The organism is Chryseobacterium rhizoplanae (assembly GCF_900182655.1).
Taxonomy (GTDB): domain Bacteria; phylum Bacteroidota; class Bacteroidia; order Flavobacteriales; family Weeksellaceae; genus Chryseobacterium; species Chryseobacterium rhizoplanae.
Window position 1 is genome coordinate 99,368 of sequence record NZ_FXTC01000004.1, and the last position, 23,067, is coordinate 122,434.

Below are 23,067 nucleotides of genomic sequence, written 5' to 3' on the forward strand. Positions count from 1 at the left end.
ACATTAGTAATTTACTGCTGTAACACCTGTAATATAGTCATTATATCGCTTAAAATGGACATTTATCAGTATCTTAACTCCCGAAGAAGTAATTCGGTTGATTAGTTATGTAAACAGTAAAAAGACCTATTTTAAGAGACTAAATTCGCTTTGGAGACATCATAATTTACATTTATAAACATGTATAAGAGGTAAATATTGGAATAATATTGCCTCTTCATACTAGCATAAGATTTACTCCAAGAGGTTAATATTATTATTAAATACAATTGTAATCTATCTATAATTAATTGATTTAAAATGCCTTATTAATAAGTTACAAATGTATATAGATAATTATTCCAATTATTTACATTTGTATTTTGCATTTGTAAATTATATGAGTTACATTTGTAAAATAATTAAAGGCTTATTTTTATGAGTTTAAATGAAAGAATTTCCAAAATTATAGAGTATTCTAATCTTACTCCTTCTGAGTTTGCTGATGAGATTGATGTGCAGCGTTCTTCCATTTCCCATATTACGTCGGGAAGAAACAAACCGTCTCTTGAATTTATCATAAAAATAAAATCCCGTTTCCCGGAACTTCTGTGGGATTGGCTGGTTACGGGTGAAGGTGAGATGCTGAAATCCCAGCTACCCGAATCTGAAATTACCGAAGAACATACCGAAGAGGAGAAAATAAAAACGACTCCACTACCCGATCTTTTTACGATGATGAATGACGATGATGAATTCGGAAGTGATGAAACAGAGATGGAAGTTCCAAAATCAAGTGCTGGAGAATCGTTTATACAAGCCCAGGATAAAGCTCAGGAAAAAATATCCGATTCTCAGCGATTAGAAAATTCCGGTGATCAAATATTAGGGCAAATACTTGGTAATCAAACTAATAAGATAAAACGTATTGTTTTGTTCTATGAAAATGGAAAATTTGAAAGTTTTGAGCCTTAAAAATAAAAACCTGATCAAAGAAAATGATCAGGTTAAAAAATATTTGAAGAAGAAAACTAAAGCTATTGCTTTATTTTGTTTTTGAAATTGGATGGGATATCCAGCTGATGGAATTTTATCTTATTAAGATCATCTATCCACACTCAATATATTTTTATAATTTCGGCTGTTTATAAGAGTACTACTTTGCTTATGTATTTGGAGAAATTCTGTCACAGGACAGTATCCTGATGGTAAATGAAAACATTTTCATGCATTGGTTTTTTATGACTCTATCAAATATAAAAATTTAAAATCAAATCAGCAATGAAAATACTATTATTTTAACATATAATTAATGTAAGTAATAATTATGTCGATTATTATTAATTTGATTTAAATTCAAAAATCTCATTCCTCAGGAATAGCTGAGCTCTGTATTGAGGTTGATTGCAATAAAAAGACCCGCAAATCTGCAGGCCTGATAGGTATAGTAAGAATAATACTATTATTTCTTTCTTCTTTCCAGTTCTTTTTTGATAAGTCCCAGCTCTCTTCCGGTTTGTCCGGCTACAGAAGTGTTTTCTCTGGCTCTTCTCGTCAGATATGGCACAACATCCTTCACAGGTCCATATGGAAGATATTTAGCCACATTATAGCCTTTATCAGACAGATAGAAGGTAATATTATCACTCATTCCGTAAAGCTGCCCGAAATAAACGTGTGGATTGTCTGTGTCAAGAGATTTTGCTTTCATTTTATCCATAATCAGCTCTGAAGAGATTTCGTTATGGGTTCCGAAGAAGGCAGAAACTTTATCCAGATGATTCATAACAAAATCGATTCCTGCGTTGTAGTTCTTATCTGAAGCATCTTTGCTTGGCTGGATAGGATCTGCATACCCTTTTTCTGCTGCTCTGGCTCTTTCTTTTTCCATGTAAGCACCACGAACAATTTTGTACCCAATGAAGTAATTTTTCTCTCTTGCTCTCTGAAGATTAGCTTCCATATATTCCAGTCTTCCTGTTCTGTACATCTGGATGGTATTCCAAACGATAGGTTTTTGCTGGTTGTACTTCTCCATCATTTCTTCGCAAAGGTGGTCTGCTGCATCCTGCATCCAGGTTTCTTCAGCATCTACCATTACTTTTTTATCATTTTCGTGGCAAAGACTGCATACTTCATCAAATCTTTTTACCACTCTTTCCCATTCTTCTTTCTGGCTGGTAGTAAGCTCCGCTCCTTTTCCAACGGCTTCATAAAGATCAATTCTTCCGAAAGCCGTAGGTTTGAATACGATAAAAGGAATGGCCGGATTTCCCACTGAGAATCTAACAATATCCTTAATTTCTTTACAAACCGCATCAAAAGTTTCTTCATCTTCTTTCCCTTCAATAGAGTAATCGAAAATACTTCCAACTCCTCTTTTGAAAAGCTGTTTCACAGCCTTCATACTTTCTTCACGCGTTTCACCACCACAGAATTGCTCAAATAAGGTATTTTTTACAATTCCGTTAACGAAAGGAAAATTGTTGTGTACTGTAAAATTCAGGATAGATGTTCCAAGGCTTGTAAGAGTGGGCTGTTCAATCATTTTAAACATCCAGTAAGCCTTTCTCAATTGTGCATCAGACTTGTCTGCAAATGCAACTTTAGTATCATTAAAAATGGGCATTCCTATTTATTAAATTTAGTTATGCAAAGGTAATAATAACCTCAGTTTATTTAAAGATTTTTTTTATAATTTATGCTCTATCCCGTTTAAAAGCATTGCAATAATTCCTACGAAAACCCAGAATCGTAATATATTCAAAGTAAAGAAGTTACTCCTCCGGGAATCATTGATAAGAAGATAAATACATACTATCATGATAAAAAGTCCTCCGGCAAAATAATAGGCCATGAATCCGGTAACCCCTGTTTTGGTAATAAGTTTCATAGAAACGGCCATGGTAACTATGAGTAAAGACATCAGGATCAATTTTGTATTTCTGCTTTTAAAATAATTAGGAATTGTAGTATACCCAAATGTTTTGTCTACACTTCTGGTAAGGGTATCTTTCACAATATCAATGCAAAGTAAAATAAGGAAAAGAAAAACCGCCATCAGGAATACCTTTTTCGAAAAGGTTTCGTAATACACCATCATTCCAAAGAACGGATACAGGGTAAGGCTGACAAAGGTAAGATTATTTACAATGAGTATTCTGCTCAATTTATGGCTGTAAAACCACATAAAGAACTGATAAACCACAAAAAAAACAAAAACATTATGGGAAATCATCCAGGCCACTCCCAAAGAAATAGCGCTGAGTGCGAGATAGGCATATAGAAAATATTTCTGCTTGATGAAACTCTGAACCCTTGTTCTGAAAGGTTTTACAATGTGGTCTTTCTCCAGATCATAAAACTGATTGATGATGCCGCCGGCGAGAATCGTTAGGACTGTACAGAAAATAATACCGTGTACTTTGAAATCAAACACGAATTTTCTGAAAGATTCATCCTGATTGAACAAGAAAAAAGTGGAAACATAAAGGGCAAATGTCAGCAGAGCTGCTACAAAAAAACGTGCTCCGAGCAAAAAGCCCACGAATTGTGAAAATCTGTACAATAAAGATTTTGATACATAATTTTTAGATTGGAAAGTTTCTTTTTCAGAATTCATTCCAACCTGTTTAAAATCTGTAAATCACTTCTTTTTGGAAGCCTTCAAGCATTTTTTCTGCTTTTGCATAGTCTTTGGTGAACCCTAAGATATAGCCGCCTCCACCGCTTCCGCAGAGTTTAAGATAATAAGCGTTAGAATCCAGACCTTTTTTCCAGATATTAAAAATACTTTCAGGAATCATTGGACGGAAATGTTCATACGCCCAGTAAGAAAGTTTTTTCAGGTTTCTGAAGAAAGGATTCATATCTTTTTTAAGGAAAGATTCAATACATGCGTTGTTGTAACGGATAAATTCTTCTTTCAGGGTTTTGCGGAAGCCTTCAGTCTTCATTTTTTCAAAGAAAATCTGAATCATAGGACCTGTTTCCCCTGTTATCCCGGAATCAATAAGGAAAATAGCTCCTTTCCCTTTTTCTCCTTCTGGAATATTTACCCTGTCTAAATTTTCTTTATTTTCGATAAGGATTGGCAGATTCATGTAGCAGATCAAAGGATCCATTCCTGAACTTTTCCCATGGAAATAGCTTTCCATTTCACCGAAAACAGCTTTTAGTTTTTTAAGATTATCTTTTGAGATGTTCTCAGGATTGAGTTTGCTGATTGAATATTTTTCAAAAATAGCTGCAACCAAAGCTCCGGAACTTCCCACTCCATATCCCTGAGGAATATTGGAATCAAAGAAAAGTCCGTTAGAAATATCATTTTTGAAGCTCTCGATATCCAACTTAAAATCGTCGGAAAGATCAAGTACTGTAAGAAATTCAGAATATTTCTGCAGATGCCTGTTGGAGTTCAATTCAAATTCTGAACTCAAATCTGAAAATTTCAAAGTTCCTTTGTAGAAGCTGTAAGGTACTACAAGCCCCTGGGAATCTTCAATCATTCCGTATTCTCCAAACAGGATTATTTTTGCATAAAATAAAGGGTTGGTCATATTGACAATAAATCTTTTTGCAAAGTTAAAAATTATTCCGTTGAATATAAGCAAATCTCAGGCCGAATTTTTTCTATATAAATATACGAAAAAAGCCTGATGTTATCAGGCTTTTACAAAGTTTTATTTAAAAATTACTGTTTGATCAGTTTTTTATTAATGGTCTGCTTCTCTGTTTCTACAGTAATCACATAGTTTCCTGTCTGAATTGAGGAAAGATTGATTTCCTGTTTATTTCCTTTCAGGGAAGAATCAGAAGCTACCAGTCTTCCTGCTTCATCGTAAATTTTATACCCTTTTAATTTTTCTTTTGAAGAGAGAGTTATCATATTTTTGGCTGGATTCGGATAAATATCTATTGAATTATTTTTGATATTGATATCTTCTACTGCTAAAACATTGCAAGAGAAATTCGCATTCCAGCCGTTTCCTGTAACGCCTCCATCTGAAACAAATCTTACTGTTATAGCACCTGAAGGATCTGTTGACGTAAAGGGACCGGGCAGAGTACTTCCACTCAGATTATTTCCATTGGCGAATAATGGAGAAGCTGTAGAAGGACCATTATACACATACATAAAATCATAGCCCTGTTCAAGATCGAATGCTGTAAATGTCATTGTCATAGATGAGCCCGGAGTAGGATAAAATGTTTTTACAAGGTCTTCATTATCTTTATACTGCCCCGTGGAACCTCCTGTATCTAAGAACTGAGTTCCATCACACCATGCTCCGTCAGTCAGGAAAAGTTTTGATAACTGGAATGCATTTGGCCCGCTGCAATCTGTTCCTACACTTAATCTGTAATAAGATGCCGGTTGTAGATTTGAAAAATTAAAAGACTGTGTATTAACATTTCCTGAAGATACTGCTGCTCCGTTTGCTGTTGTAAGCTTATATTTCCATGCTGTTGAAAGAGCATCCGTAAAAGTGGCATTTGCAGAAGTCTGTGTGATATTGTTAATGTTAAAATTCGTGATGGACGTAGGGCAAGATGCAGTACAGTTGGTACCAAGACATCCTTTTGAATCTATTGTATTTCTGATCAATGTTCCAGGCTGTACACCAAAACCATTCGCAAAATTAATCCCTACGCTGCTTACCAAATGGCAGTAACTCATAATAGTTCCTCCACCTGCAGGAGGAAGTGCAGCCGTACAACCTTCGTTATTTCCTGAAGCAGGTCCGCAGCCATCAATAGCTGTATTATTTCCGTTCCAGAAGCATGCGTGAGTATGCGGTGAACCTAAATTATGCCCAAGTTCATGCGTCATAGCCTCTATATTCCATGAATAGGTTGGCACATTTTGATAGGTGAAATTTGTACCACAATAAGAATATCTGTAATCAGTACATAATGAATTTACATAGGCGATACTTGTTGTAGCAGGGTTTCTTAATAATTGTGCCACATCCCCGTTAAAAGAGGTTCTGGTGGTTCTAAACTGGCTCAGAATTGTGCTTGGTGAGCCTGCATAGGGATCAGTAGTAGTCCAAACAAAAACTTCGCTTAAAGCCACATTAATATTCTCGTTCGCATACAGTGTCGAAACATTATTATGCATAGCAGTTACCCAATTGGTTGTAGTTGTGGTATTGCTTCCATTTTGGGTATAAGGGCCGAAACCTGCTTCATAGTATATTCTTACGCAGTTGTCTGTTTTCTTTTTGCTGGTATTATTAGGGTTGAAAACCGGTCTCTGAACCTGATTTTCTTTCAATCCGTCTACATCACAGGCAAATGGATTAGATCCTGTTAATTTAGAATCTGAATAGCTTACAAAATCTTCGGAATTTTTAACTTTTCCTACAACTATATTTCCTAATTCAGGGGTAGAAGCAACTCCTACAATATCATCGTTGAAAAAACTAAAAGCCACGATAGAAGCATTATCCCCTTTCACAATTCCCTGATAATACACTCCTGGTGTATACTCTACTGCTTTTCCTTTTTCTGTTACAACTTTAAAATCGTTGGTTAAGATCTGATGTCTGTACATTTCAACAGTGATTTGTCTGCCACCATCAAAGGGAAAAGAGATTTCAAGAAAATCAGGTTTATCCTGGATTAATCTTTTTAATTCTGCAGGCTTCAAAGACATCACCGTAATATCTGTTGCTGCTTTTTTGTATTCACCTATTTTATCTGCAGATTTATCTGCCTCAAATAAAGCATAGGTTTTAAGTTCTGATTTTTGATTATGAAATTCCAAAACTTTTTGAGCAACGGGTTTTAAATTTTGAGAAAAACAAAGAATACAACATTGCAAAAAACAAATTAATAGAAACTTTTTCATGATTTTGATAATTTTATCGTTTTTACAAATAAACAAAAAATATCAACACACAGTGAAAAATTATAGCTATATTCTACTATTAATGGTAATTCTATAAATAAATCAAATCAATTAATCAAATAAATGTTTTTTATTCTTTAAAATAAAAAAAAGACGTTAAAAATAACGTCTTTCAATTTATAAAGTTTCTCTGTCGGTTCTCATTTTAACCTTCAGGAATCGTATTAAAATTAATCCTGCCGCAAAGAATATGGTCATGGACAATGCCGCGATACGCATATTATTAAAATGCTCAATCAACGTTGCAAAGATGAATGTCCCGATGATGATGGCAATTTTCTCCAATACGTCATAGAAACTGAAATACGTTGTATTTTCCATTGAGTTTTCAGGAAGCAATTTTGAATAGGTAGATCTGGACATCGCCTGAAGACCACCCATTACCAAACCTACTACTGCAGCTACTCCATAAAACTGGTATTCTACTGTTGGACTTTCTTTCTTCAGGAAGTAAGCCCATATACAAGCCGCTATCCATAAGATAATTGCAATGGAAATAACATTTCTGTTTCCGATTCTTTTGGATAGTCTTGAGAAAATAATAGCCCCAATAATAGCTTCAATCTGAATTACCAAAAGGGTTCCGATAAGTTTATCCTGAGCCAGATTGATCTCACTTTTTCCGAATAAAGTTGCCATAAGGAAGATCGTCTGCATTCCCACACTGTAAAAGAAGAAACTTGACAAAAAGAACTTCAGGTTTCTGTCTTTGAAAAGATCTCTTCCTACTTTAAAAAGTTCATGAAAGCTTTCTTTAGCAATATCTTTATAGAAACTCATATTATCTTTTAATACTTCAAAAAAGCCTCCCTGCTCTTCATGTTTTTTGAAAATATTTTTATAGTTCAATAATACAAGATCTTTAGGAAGTTTATCTTTCACATCCCCAAACTGAGGAAGGTGTTTGAATGTATACTGAGAGAAACCAAACCACCAGGCTCCTGTCAATAGGAAACTGATTCTTGTAAATAGCAGCTGCTGTGCTGCTCCTTTAGCAAAAACCTGAATAAGGACTAAACAGATCACCACTAAAACTACAGACCCAATATACCCGTACACATATCCTCTGGAAGAAAGTGCATCCTGCCTGTCCGGTGTGGCAATATCCGGAAGAAAGGAGTTATAAAATACCAGACTCCCCCAAAAACCAACACTGGCTGTAATACTGAAGAGAAGCCCCAGAAATACATTATGCATCCCCGTAAACATGGCTAATCCCATACATGATGTAGCTCCTAAATAACAAAAGAACTGTAAAAAGGATTTTTTGTTTCCGATTGTATCTGCCAAGGAAGATAAAAACGGTGAAAGTAATACAACAATAAGGAAGGATATTGTTAATGAATATCCGTACACGGTATCCGGTTTGTATTCTTCTCCAAAAATTTTGATCATATGTCTTACCGGGACATCAATCCATGTTTTGGTTTCTGCTACGTATTCCTTTTTCTCATACGCTGTGGTAAGTATAGAGTAATAAATGGGGAAAATAGTAGAGGTAATCACCAGGGAATACACGGAATTTGCCCAGTCATATACAGCCCAGGCTTTCATAATCTTCGGATTATTCTTTATGTTTTTAGGCTGTCGATTCTCAGTTTCAGACATTTCAAATATATATTAGTAGCACAAAAATAGAAAAACCATTAAGAAATGGATAAGTTTTTAAAAAAATTATCCATTCCTTAATGGTAATATATTCGTAAACAGAATATTAGATATTTTCAATCACGATAGCAGAAGCTCCGCCACCTCCGTTACAGATTGCTGCTGCACCGTATTTAGCGTTATTTTGCTTTAAAACGTTAATCAATGTAACGATGATTCTTGAACCTGAACTTCCCAGTGGGTGTCCCAATGCAACAGCTCCTCCGTTTACATTTACTTTAGCAGCATCTAATCCTAAGATTTTGTTGTTAGCCAATCCTACTACTGAAAAAGCTTCGTTGAATTCGAAGAAATCAATATCAGAAACTTCTAATCCTGCTTTTTTAAGAGCGATAGGTAATGCTTTTGCCGGAGCAGTTGTAAAGTTTTCAGGCTCATGTGCTGCATCAGCATAAGAAACGATTTTTGCAAGAGGCTTCAATCCAAGTTCTTCCATTTTTTCTTTGGAAACAAGGATCAATGCCGAAGCACCGTCATTCAAAGTAGATGCGTTAGCTGCGGTTACTGTTCCTTCTTCTTTTTTGAATACGGTAGGAAGCGTTGAAATTCTGTCGAAGTTTACTGCTTTGTATTCTTCATCTTCAGCAAAAATTACAGGCTCACCTTTTCTCTGAGGAATAGAAACCGGTACAATTTCTTCACTGAATTTTCCTTCGCTCCAAGCTTTTGCAGATCTTTTGTAAGATTCTACAGCGAAGTTATCCTGATCTTCTCTTGTGATATTATAGTCTGCTGCACATTTTTCTGCACATACTCCCATATGCACTTTGTTGTATACGTCTGTAAGACCGTCAAGCACCATCCCATCAAGCATTTTGATATCGCCTAATTTTGTAGCCACTCTTGCATTGTAATAATGAGGAACTAAAGACATATTTTCCATACCTCCGGCAACAATTACGTCTGCATCACCAGCTTTGATTGCCTGAGCAGCCATTGTTACAGCCTTCATTCCTGAAGCACAAACTTTATTAACTGTAGTAGAAGGTGTATTGATTGAAAGACCTGCTCCTAAAGCTACCTGACGAGCCGGCGCCTGGCCTTCTCCTGCCTGCAGAACATTGCCCATATAAATTTCCTGAACAGCATTAGGATCTAAACCAATTTTATCCAGTGCTCCTTTTACAGCAGTTGCTCCCAGTTTTGTAGCCGGAACTGTTGACAAGCTTCCCATAAAACTCCCCATAGGTGTTCTTACTGCGGAAACGATGAATACTTCTTTCATGTATATAATTTTTATTTTTAGCTAAACGGAACAAAGATTCCGTTTTATTAGGTTGAATTTATTTCACTTTTACATAAACCACATCAAACTGAGTCCCTTCAATTTTAGTATTAACTTTCAGAAGGTTATCCTGAGTTGCTATAATCTTATTATTGAAGACATCTCCTATCTGTACTGGATTATCTTTATCAGATTTCTCCATAATGATTGCTTTGTAGTTGCAGTCATCCACAAAAACCAATGTTGATTTGATATAGTCTTTTCCATTATTGAAATATTCAGTCTGAACATTATCTTTAATGGTCATATGCCATATTCCTTCCGGGTAATTGGGTCTCACAAATTTACCTTCTTTTATATTGGCACATTTAGGTGGATTATCCGGTTTTTTCTGATTTGCAGTCTGCGCGTTAATCTGTGTAGCTGCCAACAACAAAATTCCTGCGGAAAATATTTTTAAGAAGTTCATCTTTATAGTTGTGTTCGATTATTTACTTTTTTGCTTCCTCCTGCAAAAACCAAAAGGAAAGCTCCTAAAAATTCTACAGCCCAGCCCCATTTCAGTTTAACAATTCCGGCAAAAGTTTCCTGCCATGATTTGAATGGTAAAAAGCTAAAGTATTGCAAAGACTGCATTTTCACAGCGAATAAGGTAAACGCAAATAAAAGGATAAGCAGGATACCAAAAAATCTCACGATTTTTACGCTGTTATTAACAATTCCAAAAACTGCACATGCAGCAAATATCCAGCATGCAATAGCCAGATAATGATCAAGTTTCCAATAGTTCCAGTTCCCAATAACAGGTACATGCACCAAGGGTAAAAAACTGCCTGCTACAACTAACAGTAATCCTAATAACTGAATATTTTTCATATTTACTAAAGTGCCAAAATACAAAAAAAAACACACTTTTAAATAGTGTGTTTTAAAAATAGGATTTCTGTACCCGAACACTTGTTAGTTACAAAAAAGCCTTACTATTATTATTTATTACACAAAGAAAAAGGCTATTTATTATTAAATTAAAAATTAACATTTACGATCTCTATCCCGATCTGAAGTCCATATTTTTTCTTCAGCAAAGCATTGTCATTGAAAGTGGATGTAAAGTCTTTACGAAAAGTAACATTTAGGTCTTAAAATAAAAAATTGCATTTTAAAAAAAATGCAATTTAATATCTTAAGAATGTTAGTTTTAATTAATGTTTTACGGATGAAACATCTTCCGGGTTGTGTTTATGTTTAAACAATACAGCAAAGAATATAGCCAGCACCAGTGAATAAATGGCAAATGAAAGCCATATCTGCTGCCAGTCTTTTACCATTACCACAGATGAAAGCGTTCCGTCTGAATTAACCGCTGCATTGAAACTATTTTTTAGAATTTCAAGGAAAGTAGGATTATCAGGTGTAGTTTGCAGATAAGTGGATAAATCTGAAACGGTTGTAAATTTGTGGGTAAAGAATTTATCAATAGCCCAGCCTGCAATATAACTTCCAAAAACAGCTCCGAAACCGTTGGTCATCATCATAAATAACCCCTGAGCTGAAGAACGTATTTTTTTATCTGTAGTTGTTTCTACGAAAAGTGATCCTGAAATATTAAAGAAATCAAATGCCATTCCGTATACAATACATGAAAGGATGATCAGGGAAAGTCCAAATCCGTCCGGAACGCCATATGCAAAGAATCCGAATCTTAAAACCCAAGCCAGCATAGACATCAGCATTACTTTTTTAATTCCGAATTTCTTCAGAAAGAAAGGAATCGCCAGAATAAACAAGGTTTCTGATACCTGAGAAATAGACATGATAATGGTAGATCTTTGTACTACAAATGAGTCCGCGTATTTAGGAAAATGTGAAAATTCACTTAAGAAAACATCTCCATATGCATTGGTAAGCTGAAGTGCAGCTCCTAAAAGCATTGAAAATAAAAAGAACAAAGCCATTTTATAATTTCCAAAAAGCTTGAATGCATTCAATCCTAATTGTTCAGACAGCGGCGAGTTTTTATCAATCAGCTTTTGTGGCGGGCATTTTGGTAAAGTAAGAGCATAAATTCCTAAGAATATAGCTACAGCACCTCCAATATAAAACTGTCCTTCTGTAGCTTTGTTTCCACTAAGGTTAGTAATCCACATGGCTACAATAAAACCAATGGTACCCCATACACGAATAGGCGGAAAATCTTTCACTACATCCATATTGTTATTTTTCAGGATCGTATAAGAAATAGAGTTTGCCAGTGCAATGGTAGGCATATAAAAACACATCGCCACAAGCATCACCGAAAAGAAAGAATTCGGGTCTGCAGAATGAGGCAATACGAAAAGAATAACCCCATAAAGGATGTGTAATACTGAAAATATACGCTCCGCATTAACCCAGCGGTCAGCAATAATTCCAGTAATGGTTGGCATAAAAATGGAAGCAATTCCCATGGTTCCGAACACAGCTCCAAACTGAGTTCCTTCCCAATGTTTTGTGCCAAACCAGAAGTTTGCCATCGTAATCAGCCATGCTCCCCAAACAAAAAATTGAAGGAAACTGAGGATGGTCAGTCGTAATTTTAAATTCATAGTTTATATAAAAAGTATCTCTTAGTCAATTGTCTTTTTCCTTCTCTTGATTTCTTCCTGGATTTCAAGAGCAGTATCATAGTCTTCTTCTTTAACGGCATCCTCCAGTAATTTCTGAAGTTCTTCCATAGAAAGAGATTTTAAGTTGTCTTCTGTCTGTACAGTTTCTGAGAAAGACTGGTCTTCTTTGGCAACATCTTCCAGTTCTAATAAAATTCCGGCTTCATTCAGAACCTGCTGTGTGGTAAATATGGGTGCATCAAATCTTACCGCCATTGCAACAGCATCGGAAGTTCTGGCATCAAGGATCAATTCTTCATCGTTCACTTTATTTTTAAAGTTGATATTCGAGAAGAATACTCCGTCTACAATCTGATAAATAATCACAGAGATCAATTCATAGTTGGCAGAGACTATAAATTTTGTAAATAAATCATGAGTAAGAGGACGCGGCGGATGAATATCTTTTTCCAATCCGAGAGAGATAGACTGGGCTTCGAAATTTCCTATAACAACAGGTAATTTTATGTGTGTTTCTTCATGCTCCAGTAACAATGCGTACGCCCCTGATTGTGTCTGGCTGTACGATATTCCGCGAATAATTAGCTGCTTATAATCCATAGCTACAAATATAGATTAATTTTTTATTGTGATTTTACTTTTTTACGCAAAAATAAAAGCCCGGAAAGCCGAGCTTTTATCTGTATTGTTGATGATTGTCAAACGTAAATAGTGAATTTTGCTTCGCAGGTAAATGTTTAAAAATTGACACGCAAAACGAATTGACTATTCACAATTCACTTTCTTATCCTTTTATTGCTTTAATTTTCTCTGTTAATGCAGGAATAATCTGGAAAGCATCTCCTACTACTCCATAATCAGCAGACTTGAAGAATGGTGCTTCAGGATCGCTGTTGATTACTACGATAGTTTTTGAAGAGTTTACTCCGGCAAGGTGCTGAATTGCCCCTGAAATCCCTACAGCAATGTAAAGATTCGGAGAAATTGCCTTACCTGTTTGTCCTACGTGCTCTGTGTGAGGTCTCCATCCGATATCAGAAACCGGTTTAGAACATGCTGTAGCTGCTCCTAAAACGTTTGCTAAATCTTCAATCATTCCCCAGTTTTCAGGTCCTTTCATTCCTCTACCGGCAGAAACAACAACTTCAGCTTCTTTAAGGTCTAATTTACCTGAGCTCTGCTCGTGAGAAATCACTTTAGTATCTTCATTAGCTACTGATAGGTTTTTCACTTCTTCTGAACCTGATACTGCATTTTCTTTAACACCGAAAGCGTTTTGAGAAACCGTAACGATTACTCCGTTTCCTTCAGCTTTTGCATGCATAAAACCTTTTCCGGAGAATGCTCTTCTCTTTACCTGGAAAGGAGAAAGGCTTTCAGGAGCTTCCAAAGCGTTAGTAATTAAAGAATAGTTCTTCATTACAGAAAGCATCGGAGCAATTGAAGAAGCATCAGTTGTGTGAGGGAAAACGATAATGTTTCCGTCCGCTACTTCACTTACAGCCTGTGCGAATGCTTTTGCTGAGAAATTTTTAAGACCTTCGTCTTTGATATTGATAACGTTTGATGCTCCATATTTGTATAATAAATCTGAAGAATCTGTTGGGTTTACAGAGATTGCCGTAACGGTATCTCCTGCTTTGTCAGCAATAGCTTTAGCGTAAGAAACTGCTTCAAAAGCTGCTTTTTTGTAAACTCCGTTTATATTTTCTGCGTATACGAATACTGCCATTTGAAATTTGTTTAGGGTTTAATGTTTAAGATTCAGGGTTGCCCAATGCTTTGAATAGTAATGAAACTGAGTAATTCCCTATTTGCATCAATGTCATCTGAATCTTTTTACTTTTTACTTGGTTCTTATTAAATTACTTTAGCTTCTTCGTGAAGTAATCTTACCAATTCATCCAGGTTGTCAGGAGAAACCATTTTCACAGCTGCTCTTGGGGGAACGCTGTCATAAGATACTCCCTGAACTTTTACTTCTGAAGAAGCAGGCTCTACTACCTGTAGAGGTTTTGTTCTTGCAGACATAATTCCTCTCATATTCGGGATGATAAGGTCTTTTTCATCTACCAAACCTTTCTGACCAGCAATGATAGCCGGTAATTTTACAGAAATAGTTTCTTTTCCTCCTTCAATTTCTCTTACTGCAGTAGCTTCACTTCCGTTTACATCTAATCCTACTGAAGCGTTTACGAAAGGATGGTTCAATAGCTGAGCCACCATTCCCGGAACAGAACCTCCGTTATAGTCGATAGATTCTTTTCCGCAAAGGATAAGATCATATCCTCCGTTTTGAGCTACAGCTGCAATTTCTTTTGCTGTAGAATAGCTGTCTTTAGGATCAAGATTTACTCTTACTGCATCATTAGCACCAATTGCTAATGCTTTTCTGATCACAGGTTCTGTACCAGCATCTCCTACGTTGATTACTGTTACTGTTGCTCCCTGAGATTCCTGAAGTTTAACCGCTTTTGTCAATGCAAATTCGTCTAGCGGGTTGATCACCCACTGAATTCCGTTTTTGTCGAAAGCAGATTTATCTGCTGTAAAGTTAATTTTGGAAGTAGTATCCGGAACACTACTAATACAAACTAATATTTTCATATGTTGCTTATTGTTTTTATTGTCATATGTAATCTTACGATTTCATGTGTACTATTTTATTTTTTCCCTTTAATGCATCAACCCATGATGATTTTTGCAGAGATTTTGTTTGAATTAATTTTTGCTAATATAAGCAAAAAATATATTATGCATGCATAATATATATTGATTTGTTATTCAGCGCATTAAAATTAACAAAACGCCCTAATACAGAGCGTTTTCGTGTTATCAGAAGTAAGATTCAGATTATTTTTTAATGATTTTTTTAGAAAATTTATTTCCCTTTATTTCAATGTTGACGGTATAAATTCCCGGGGTAAGATTGCGAATATCTATTTTGTTATGATCTAACTGAACCTGCACTTTTCTTCCTGCCATATTGGTAACTTCAACTTGAGTGATTGGTGCTTCTGATTGTATATTCAGAAAGTCAGTTGCAGGATTCGGGTAGACTGAAATCCTGTTTTCTTCTGCAACAGCTTCTTTAGTTCCCAATGTTGCAACATTTGTAGCGGTTACCATATAATCATCAAAAGAAGTAATATTGGCTACGGTATTTCCTGAGCTGGCTACTGAAACGAAATCCATTTCGAAAGGATCTACGCCTGCCGCTGCAGGAGTATGCGTTGATGCGGGGCTATAAGTACTGCCACCAGGAGTTGTCCATGTAACTACTCCAGTCGTTTTATTGAATGTACAGCTCAAAGTAATCCAGGTATTGGGTGGATATGTAGTCGTAGCAGGTTCCAGATAAAATAAGTAATTCCCGGTTACCCCTGATGATATTTTGGTGTAGTATGCAATTCCGACAATTCGCTGTGTATTGTATTCATATCCGGCTCCGAGTAGTGTTTTATGAGTTGTACCATCATAAATCAGTACAGTTCCCCGTCCTACACCTCCTGTAGAACTTCCTGTATAAAGATTAAAACTCAGTTTAAGGATATCATTTCCGGAGGTTCTTCCTGCCCAGGCCGTTCCCAGTCCATTTTTCCACATATATTTTGTCACCGGACCACCAGCACTTCCTGTAAATTGTAAAGATTTTCCATGGGAAGCATCTATATTTACAATCTGTGCTTCCGAATTGGATCCTCCTGCAAAATCTGTATAAAACCCGCCTTGTCCGGGAGTAGCTGCAGTAATGTCTGTTCCCACATTTCCTACAGTGTACGTATTAAAATTGTCACTTTCCAGTGTCTGGGCATTCAATGTTTGAAATAAAATCAACAAAAATGCATTAATTGATAGAAAATTTTTCATATTTTTATTTTAATTCAGTACCAAACTTACTTCAGTTTAAAAATAGAATCAATACCAGTTAATAGGTAGATTTTAACTACTATTTATTAGTGATTAAATGAAGAAAGAACGGTTTCTGCTCATAAGACAACAAAAGTTTTAAAAGGTTGCCTGTGAAATAAAAACATCTATCAATTAATGTATTCTTATTGAATCAGTTATCTTAAAAAGATATTAAGGATCAAACATTATGATGGTTTAGTAGCTCTAAACTCTATTTTACTTGGCAAAACTCTTGGATTCATCTTTAAAATATCCAATATGAGGTTGCCCATATCTTCAGGCTGAATCTTCCAACTGTCTTTTTCTGACGGAATATTTCCGTTAAAATGAGTGGCCACCGACCCCGGCATAATAACTGTAGACTTGATATTATATTTCCTTAAATCAATCATTGCAGCCTGTGTGAAACCCACCACTCCGAATTTTGAAGCATTATATCCTGTTCCGTTTTCAAAGAAGTTGGCACCTGCGAGACTTGAGATGGTAATATAATAACCTTCTGTCTTCTTCAGTTCTTCTACAGAAGCTTTTAAGGTATAGAAAACACCTGTGAGATTGGTTTCTATCATATCATTCCACTCTTCCGCGGTGAGTTCGTCTACGGGTTTAAATATTCCCAATCCTGCATTAGCAATGATATAATCCAGTCTTCCGAACTTTTCAACGGTATATTTTACCGCTTCCTGCTCGCTTTCCAGACTTCTTACGTCAGAAACAATTCCCAAAACATTTTCTGAGTATTGTTTAAGTTCTTCTTCCGCCCTCATGACATCTTCTCTTTTTCTTCCTGAAAATGCTACTGATATTCCGTTTTCAAGTAAAATTTTAGCAATTCCGAAACCAATACCTTTGGTTCCTCCTGTTATATAAGCTGTTTTATTTTCTCCCATTGATTCTCGAATTTTAATTCTCTAAAATAACAAAAACGCTCCAATTGGAGCGTTTTACTGATACTAAGATTTATCAGAAATTATTTTTTTATAAATTTCTCTGTGAAATTTTTCCCCTCCGTTTCTACATTCAGTAAATAGGCTCCGGAAGAAAGGTTTCTTACATTCACCTGATCACCGTTTAATGTTACCTCTATTCTTTTTCCTGACATGTCATATACTTCAACATGTTTTACCTTGTTAGGAGTTGTAATTTTTATCACATCAGTAGCAGGATTTGGATAAATGGATAGCTTCACATCATTTTTAACGGCATCTCTTGTAGATAGTGATGCTTCATTATTGATTTTGATATTATCAATATAGGCAGAACCTCCATAGTTATCATGCACAAAATCCATTCTGTTAATATTATTGTTACTGAATGGCTGTCCTGTATAGATAAGAGCATCATTCACGAAATATTGGATACCTGTAGCAGTAGACACTATTTTCACTCTGTACCATGTGTTGGCATTCCAAATCTGGTTGGTATCTACTAAATTATTGGATCCGGCTGTTGCAATTAAAATTTTCCCGTCGTAAGAAAAATCAATATAAGTAACAATTCCTCCAGCCCCAGTTGTACTCACTGTTCTGAACACAAAATCTGAGCTTGATGAATTTTTTTGGGTAAGTCTTACATCAAATGACTGTGTAAAGCTATTATAGGTTAATGGTGTTGCAAAAGTATAAAATCCACCCATAACAGGACTTTGCTGTGGACCATAAGGCAGGTCCGGAGTTATTTTAAAGCTATTTGAACCCTGGCTTGCCATTTCAGCTGATACCAACTGACTTGTCAAATATACTGGCGGTACAGCTCCATTATTGGTAGTCACCCAACCTTGCTGGCCATTAATGTTTCCTGCAGTATATCCTTCACTGGCTTCAAAAGAGATGGTCTGCTGGGCAAAAGATGATATGGAAATCAACGAAATTGCGAAAATGTAAAGTTTCTTCATGATATTTTTAGTTTTGAGCAAATATATGTATTTTAATCAAAAAGGCAAAATCAGCGAATATTTTAAATATAATCAATAATTTAACATAATATATTTTAGCTAAAACAAATAAAGATATTAAACCTAAAGAAAAGTATCATTTCAAAAAAATCATCCATAAATATGACAGCAGACTTAAAAGATTACAGGTTTTGGGAATCAATGAATAATTTATCTGATGAGTACTTTTTCTGTAAAATTCTTTTTTTCAGTTGTGATATTAACCATATATACACCTGAAGGCAGCCCTTTTACATCCATTTCACTACTGTTTGTTTCGGTTTTTATTATCCTTCCTGATTCATCATAGATCTCAATCTTTTTTATTGCACCAGGAAAATTAATATGTATAAAATCACTTGCAGGATTAGGATAAATGGATACTTCTTTTGCAGTAAACCTAGAATCTTGAATCCCTAAAACCCATAGTTCACTATTCAATTTAATATTATCAATGTAGGCTGTTCCCAACGCATTATTATGCACAAAACGCAGCTGATCTATATTCACTGAACTTGCGGCAACACCTGTGTAAATAAGAATATTATTAAGGTAATATCTGACATCTGTGGCTGTTCCTACAACTTTTATTCTATACCAGATATTAGGCAGCCAGTTTGAAGATATTGGAATCAAATCCTGTATACCGGATATTGTATTAAGGATCTTGAACAGACCGGTTTTATCAAAATCCAATCTCACTACAAACTGATCATCAACGCTATTTACTCCCTGAAAACCAAAATCAGAGCCGTTGAGCTGCGACATGTTGATATCAAATGATACGGAGAAATTGTTGTAAGCAAGAGGAGCCGGCAGGTTATAAAAACCTCCGATAATAGGATCAGACTGGGTTCCGTAGGTGGTTTCTTTGACAATTTTGAGGGAACTGCTTCCGTCGCTGGCTTTATCTGCACTGATGCTCTGATGGATTACATTTGCAGGAATTCCTCCTGTAGGAGTGCTGATCCATCCTGCCTGGCCATTGATATTTCCAACGTTGAATCCTTCATTGGACTCAAAGGACACAGTCTGTTGTGCAAAAATACACGCTGATAATAGTAAAAATGCAATTGAGTAGTATTTTTTCATAGTAAATCAAGTTTTGTATTAAAAATATAAACTTTCCACGAATGGTGAAATAACTTATTGCAAATAAAAAATAACGCTTTTATTCTCAGTGAATTTAATTTTTAAAGCTATTAAAAACATCTCTCCACACAGATAAAACAGCTCAATTTTGAGCAAAAAAATAAGGTATCTCTTTCCAGAAATACCTTACCTTATCTTATTTTCGTTGAATTACTTTGAATAATTTTCAAAGAACAACGGAATACTTTCAATTCCTTTATAGAAATTAAATAATCCATAATGCTCGTTTGGAGAGTGGATCGCATCAGAATCCAACCCGAAGCCCATCAATACGGACTTAGCTCCTAAAACCTGCTCAAACATCGCTGTAATTGGAATACTTCCTCCTCCTCTGTAAGGAAGAACTTCTTTTCCAAATGCAGATTCCATCGCCTGTTTTGCTGCTGCAAATTCTTTGGTATTGGTTGGTAAAACATAAGGCATTCCTCCATGGTGAGGCGTTACTTTAATTTTTACGGTATCCGGAGCGATTTTTTCAAAATATTTCGTGAATTTTTCTGTAATTTCCTGAGGAGTCTGGTAAGGAACCAAACGCATTGAAATTTTAGCAAAAGCTTTGGAAGGAATGACAGTTTTTGCACCCTCTCCGGTATAACCACCCCAGATTCCGTTGCAGTCTAAAGTAGGACGTATAGATGTTCTTTCTAAAGTTGTATATCCTTTTTCTCCTTCTATATTGCTTAATCCAATTGATTTTTTGAATTCTTCAGGGTTGTCTTTCAATTTGTTCATATCAGCTCTGTCTGCATCTGAAACCGTTTCTACGTTGTCATAGAACCCGTCAATTGTAATATGACCATTTTCATCAATCAGATTAGCAATCATTCTTGAAAGAACGTGAATAGGGTTTGGAACTGCTCCACCGTAAAGACCTGAGTGCAAATCTCTGTTTGGACCTTCCACTTCTACTTCTACATAGCTTAAACCTCTTAATCCTGTTGTAACTGTTGGCTGCTCGTTGCTGTAAATATGAGTATCGGAAATTAAGATACAGTCACAAGTTAGTTTCTCTTTATTTTCATTCACCCAGTCTCCCAAGCTTACAGAACCCACCTCTTCTTCTCCTTCTAAAATAAATTTAACGTTACAAGGAAGAGCATTGGTTTTCATCATAGCTTCAAAAGCTTTCAGGTGCATGAAGAACTGTCCTTTATCATCCGCAGAACCTCTTGCAAAAATAGCTCCTTCAGGATGTAGTTCCGTTTTTTCAATATAAGGTTCAAAAGGAGGTTTTGTCCATAGTTCCAATGGATCTGCCGGCTGAACATCATAATGTCCATATACCAATACTGTAGGTAAACTTTTATCTAAAATTTTCTCTCCGAAAACAATTGGATAGCCCTTGGTCTGGCAAACTTCAACATTATCAGCTCCTGCATTTTTAAGGTGTGCCGCCACAACATCTGCACATTTCAAAACGTCATCTTTATACGCCGGATCCGCAGAAATAGAAGGAATTCTCAATAACTCAAATAATTCATCCACGAAACGCTGTTTGTTTTCGTTAATGTAATTTAATGTCTCTTGCATTGTAAAAATTTATTTTGTTAAAATTAAAAAAAATGCCCGGCAGGGACAAACAAAAAGGCAGGATTTTCCCAACCTTATGCTAATGAGCTTTATAGCCCTCTTTTTTAATAAAAAATGCCCTGCAAAAACAGGGCACTTGTATATTTTGTACTTCTAATTAGTGTTCAGCTTTTGGAGCCTTTTCAGCTTCAGCAGGTTTTGCAGCAGCAGTACTGTCTGTTTTAGGAGCTTCAGCTTCTGGTTTTGCAGCAACTTCTTCCTTATGTTCTGCAGCAGCTGCATGTCCGTGACCTTCTCCCTGTGCAGCATCAGAATATCTTTCTACTCCTTCTTCCAGTTTCAAAGTCCCTTTATTTCCACCAGCTGATACTTTTTTACAACTTACCGCTACTGTTGCAATTGCTAAACATATAACTAATTTTTTCATATGTAAAATTATTTTTTTAAGATCATATGAAACCGCACTATTTTAATCTATACTGATGTATCCAAACAGCGGCGATTTCATGTTTAAATTTTTGATTGCCCAAAAGTAAGAAATCCTGCTTTTTTCGGCAACATTTTTATACTGATTTTAATATTATTTTCCCTTTTTTGGATTGTGTAAAAATAAGGTAATGATCTCCCCCATCTTTCAAGCCATATTTCTTCTTGATTTCATCAGGTTTTAAAGGGTAATTTTTTGAAATAATATTAAACTGTTCTTTTTTCTTAATATTTTTAGAGTCAACCGGTTCCACTTCCAGAATTCTCCCGGGAAAGTCTTTCTTCTTTTCACCGGAGGTATAAAAATGACTGTTAGGATGAAGTTTTTTCAATCCGAATTTCTGTGAAATTAAATTAAAGATTCCTGCTTTCAAAATAGAGTTATTGGGAATGTAAATGTATTTTTCAGGCTCAGAATATTCTGATTCTGCCCTTTCTTCTTCTCCAAATATGAAGGTGAAGCCAGATTCTCCACTCTCAAGGTTCACACAGCTGCAGATGATCTCCTCTGTATTTTTGTTGGATAAAAAAACAACCACTTCTTTTACATCATTTTTCAGGGCAATAATTTCTATCCTTGAAATATCCGGCAGCACTGATACAAGATATTTAAGATCAATAAGCGGAGAGAGTTTAATGACTACCTTATCGGAAATAGAAAGTAATGTTTCCTGAATTTCCAAAATATCAGGTGACAGGTCCTCTAAAAGGAAAACTTTGTTTTTTTGCTGATCTCTTCTGGCGGGATCAAGGTAAATAACATCAAAATGTTCCTGATTTTGTTTCAGGAAATCTTCAAGTTTTTTATTGATAAAATTTGCCTGAAGGCCTAAAGTATTCCAATTATGCTCAACGATTTCTAAAAGTTCTGTATTCTGCTCTACCAAAGTGACATGATCAAAGTTTTGGGACAGATAGTAGGCATCAATACCAAAACCGCTCGTGAGATCAATAAATATATTTCCTTTTAAAATTCCAGATTTATATAAAGCTGTTTTTTCGGATGATGACTGTTCCAGATTAAGCTGTGGCGGGAAAATGATTCCTTCTTTCAAGAGAAAAGGAAATTTTCTCTCTGCCACCTGTTTTCCTTTGATCTGCTGTACAATTTCCTGCATAGAAACCTCCGGAAATGGTGATTTTTTCAACAGCAAACTATGTAAATCTGTATTTAGATTTGCATTGATATAGTCTTGAATGTCTTTGTTTAATAATTTAACCACAGATGACACAGATTTTCACAGATGTTTATGTTTATATTTCTTTGCATTCAAATGCAGATACATTTCTTTAATTGCCATTCTAAAATTTTACAATTCAGCTGTTTGAATTGATAAAAACTTATTTTTTATCACAGATGACACAGATTTTCACAGATGTTTATGTTTATATTTCTTTGCATTCAAATGCAGATACATTTCTTTAATTGCCATTCTAAAATTTTACAATTCAACTGTTTGAATTGATAAAAACTTATTTTTTATCACAGATGTCACGGATTTTCACAGATGTTTATGTTTATATTTCTTTGCATTCAAATGCAGATACATTTCTTTAATTGCCATTCTAAAATTTTACAATTCAGCTGTTTGAATTGATAAAAACTTATTTTTTATCACAGATGTCACGGATTTTCACAGATGTTTATTTTTTTCTTATC

Annotated in this window: 20 protein-coding genes; 1 reads left to right on the plus strand and 19 read right to left on the minus strand. The window is 35.4% G+C overall.

The annotated features are described in order from the left end of the window. Positions 1–417: 417 nt before the first annotated feature. On the plus strand, positions 418–954 hold the full coding sequence (locus tag FN817_RS11125) for a helix-turn-helix transcriptional regulator (protein ID WP_142717985.1): 537 nt from the start codon (positions 418–420) through the stop codon (positions 952–954). A gap of 487 nt (positions 955–1,441) precedes the next feature. Here FN817_RS11125 and FN817_RS11130 read toward each other — a convergent pair whose 3' ends face one another. From FN817_RS11130 to FN817_RS11220, 19 genes are all read right to left on the minus strand, one after another. Further along, a complete protein-coding gene (locus FN817_RS11130) occupies positions 1,442–2,608 on the minus strand; it encodes a proline dehydrogenase family protein (RefSeq protein ID WP_142717986.1) in 1,167 nt (388 codons plus the stop codon). Between the two features lie 63 nt (positions 2,609–2,671). Beyond that, a complete protein-coding gene (locus FN817_RS11135) occupies positions 2,672–3,601 on the minus strand; it encodes a UbiA family prenyltransferase (protein ID WP_142717987.1) in 930 nt (309 codons plus the stop codon). Positions 3,602–3,611: 10 nt separating this feature from the next. Beyond that, on the minus strand, positions 3,612–4,538 hold the full coding sequence (locus tag FN817_RS11140; protein ID WP_142717988.1) for a mevalonate kinase family protein: 927 nt from the start codon (positions 4,536–4,538) through the stop codon (positions 3,612–3,614). A gap of 134 nt (positions 4,539–4,672) precedes the next feature. Next, positions 4,673–6,751 carry a M12 family metallo-peptidase gene (locus tag FN817_RS11145; RefSeq protein WP_228451536.1) on the minus strand — a complete coding sequence of 693 codons (2,079 nt, stop codon included), beginning with the start codon at positions 6,749–6,751 and terminating at the stop codon, positions 4,673–4,675. Between the two features lie 261 nt (positions 6,752–7,012). Beyond that, entirely contained in the window at positions 7,013–8,503 is a 1,491-nt protein-coding gene (locus tag FN817_RS11150) for an MFS transporter (RefSeq protein ID WP_142717989.1), read from the minus strand. 106 nt (positions 8,504–8,609) lie between these two features. Next, positions 8,610–9,788: an acetyl-CoA C-acyltransferase gene (locus FN817_RS11155; RefSeq protein WP_142717990.1), complete on the minus strand. Its 1,179-nt coding sequence runs from the start codon at positions 9,786–9,788 to the stop codon at positions 8,610–8,612. A gap of 58 nt (positions 9,789–9,846) precedes the next feature. Continuing rightward, positions 9,847–10,257: a hypothetical protein gene (locus FN817_RS11160; protein WP_142717991.1), complete on the minus strand. Its 411-nt coding sequence runs from the start codon at positions 10,255–10,257 to the stop codon at positions 9,847–9,849. A 2-nt stretch (positions 10,258–10,259) separates the two neighbouring features. Continuing rightward, complete coding sequence (locus tag FN817_RS11165; protein WP_142717992.1) at positions 10,260–10,664, minus strand: hypothetical protein; 405 nt, start codon at positions 10,662–10,664, stop codon at positions 10,260–10,262. Positions 10,665–10,990: 326 nt separating this feature from the next. Further along, a complete protein-coding gene (locus tag FN817_RS11170) occupies positions 10,991–12,373 on the minus strand; it encodes a nucleoside permease (protein WP_142717993.1) in 1,383 nt (460 codons plus the stop codon). Between the two features lie 21 nt (positions 12,374–12,394). Beyond that, complete coding sequence (locus tag FN817_RS11175) at positions 12,395–12,994, minus strand: bifunctional nuclease family protein (RefSeq protein ID WP_047425437.1); 600 nt, start codon at positions 12,992–12,994, stop codon at positions 12,395–12,397. Between the two features lie 184 nt (positions 12,995–13,178). Beyond that, positions 13,179–14,126, minus strand: coding sequence for an electron transfer flavoprotein subunit alpha/FixB family protein (locus FN817_RS11180; RefSeq protein ID WP_047425435.1), 948 nt, complete (start codon positions 14,124–14,126; stop codon positions 13,179–13,181). A gap of 128 nt (positions 14,127–14,254) precedes the next feature. Next, the gene (locus FN817_RS11185) at positions 14,255–15,001 is read right to left on the minus strand and encodes an electron transfer flavoprotein subunit beta/FixA family protein (protein ID WP_142717994.1); all 747 of its coding nucleotides are present in this window, start codon (positions 14,999–15,001) and stop codon (positions 14,255–14,257) included. Between the two features lie 246 nt (positions 15,002–15,247). Then, the gene (locus tag FN817_RS11190; protein ID WP_142717995.1) at positions 15,248–16,264 is read right to left on the minus strand and encodes a T9SS type A sorting domain-containing protein; all 1,017 of its coding nucleotides are present in this window, start codon (positions 16,262–16,264) and stop codon (positions 15,248–15,250) included. Positions 16,265–16,491: 227 nt separating this feature from the next. Beyond that, the gene (locus tag FN817_RS11195; protein WP_142717996.1) at positions 16,492–17,196 is read right to left on the minus strand and encodes an SDR family oxidoreductase; all 705 of its coding nucleotides are present in this window, start codon (positions 17,194–17,196) and stop codon (positions 16,492–16,494) included. A gap of 80 nt (positions 17,197–17,276) precedes the next feature. Beyond that, positions 17,277–18,200, minus strand: a complete 924-nt coding sequence (locus tag FN817_RS11200; protein WP_142717997.1) for a T9SS type A sorting domain-containing protein — start codon at positions 18,198–18,200, stop codon at positions 17,277–17,279. 210 nt (positions 18,201–18,410) lie between these two features. Beyond that, positions 18,411–19,331 (minus strand): T9SS type A sorting domain-containing protein, encoded by a 921-nt coding sequence (locus FN817_RS11205; protein WP_142717998.1) that lies wholly within the window; start codon positions 19,329–19,331, stop codon positions 18,411–18,413. 210 nt (positions 19,332–19,541) lie between these two features. After that, a complete protein-coding gene (locus FN817_RS11210; RefSeq protein ID WP_142717999.1) occupies positions 19,542–20,921 on the minus strand; it encodes a dipeptidase in 1,380 nt (459 codons plus the stop codon). A 157-nt stretch (positions 20,922–21,078) separates the two neighbouring features. After that, positions 21,079–21,348 (minus strand): hypothetical protein, encoded by a 270-nt coding sequence (locus FN817_RS11215; protein ID WP_047425552.1) that lies wholly within the window; start codon positions 21,346–21,348, stop codon positions 21,079–21,081. Positions 21,349–21,484: 136 nt separating this feature from the next. Further along, positions 21,485–22,555 (minus strand): class I SAM-dependent methyltransferase, encoded by a 1,071-nt coding sequence (locus FN817_RS11220; RefSeq protein WP_228451537.1) that lies wholly within the window; start codon positions 22,553–22,555, stop codon positions 21,485–21,487. Positions 22,556–23,067 lie beyond the last annotated feature (512 nt).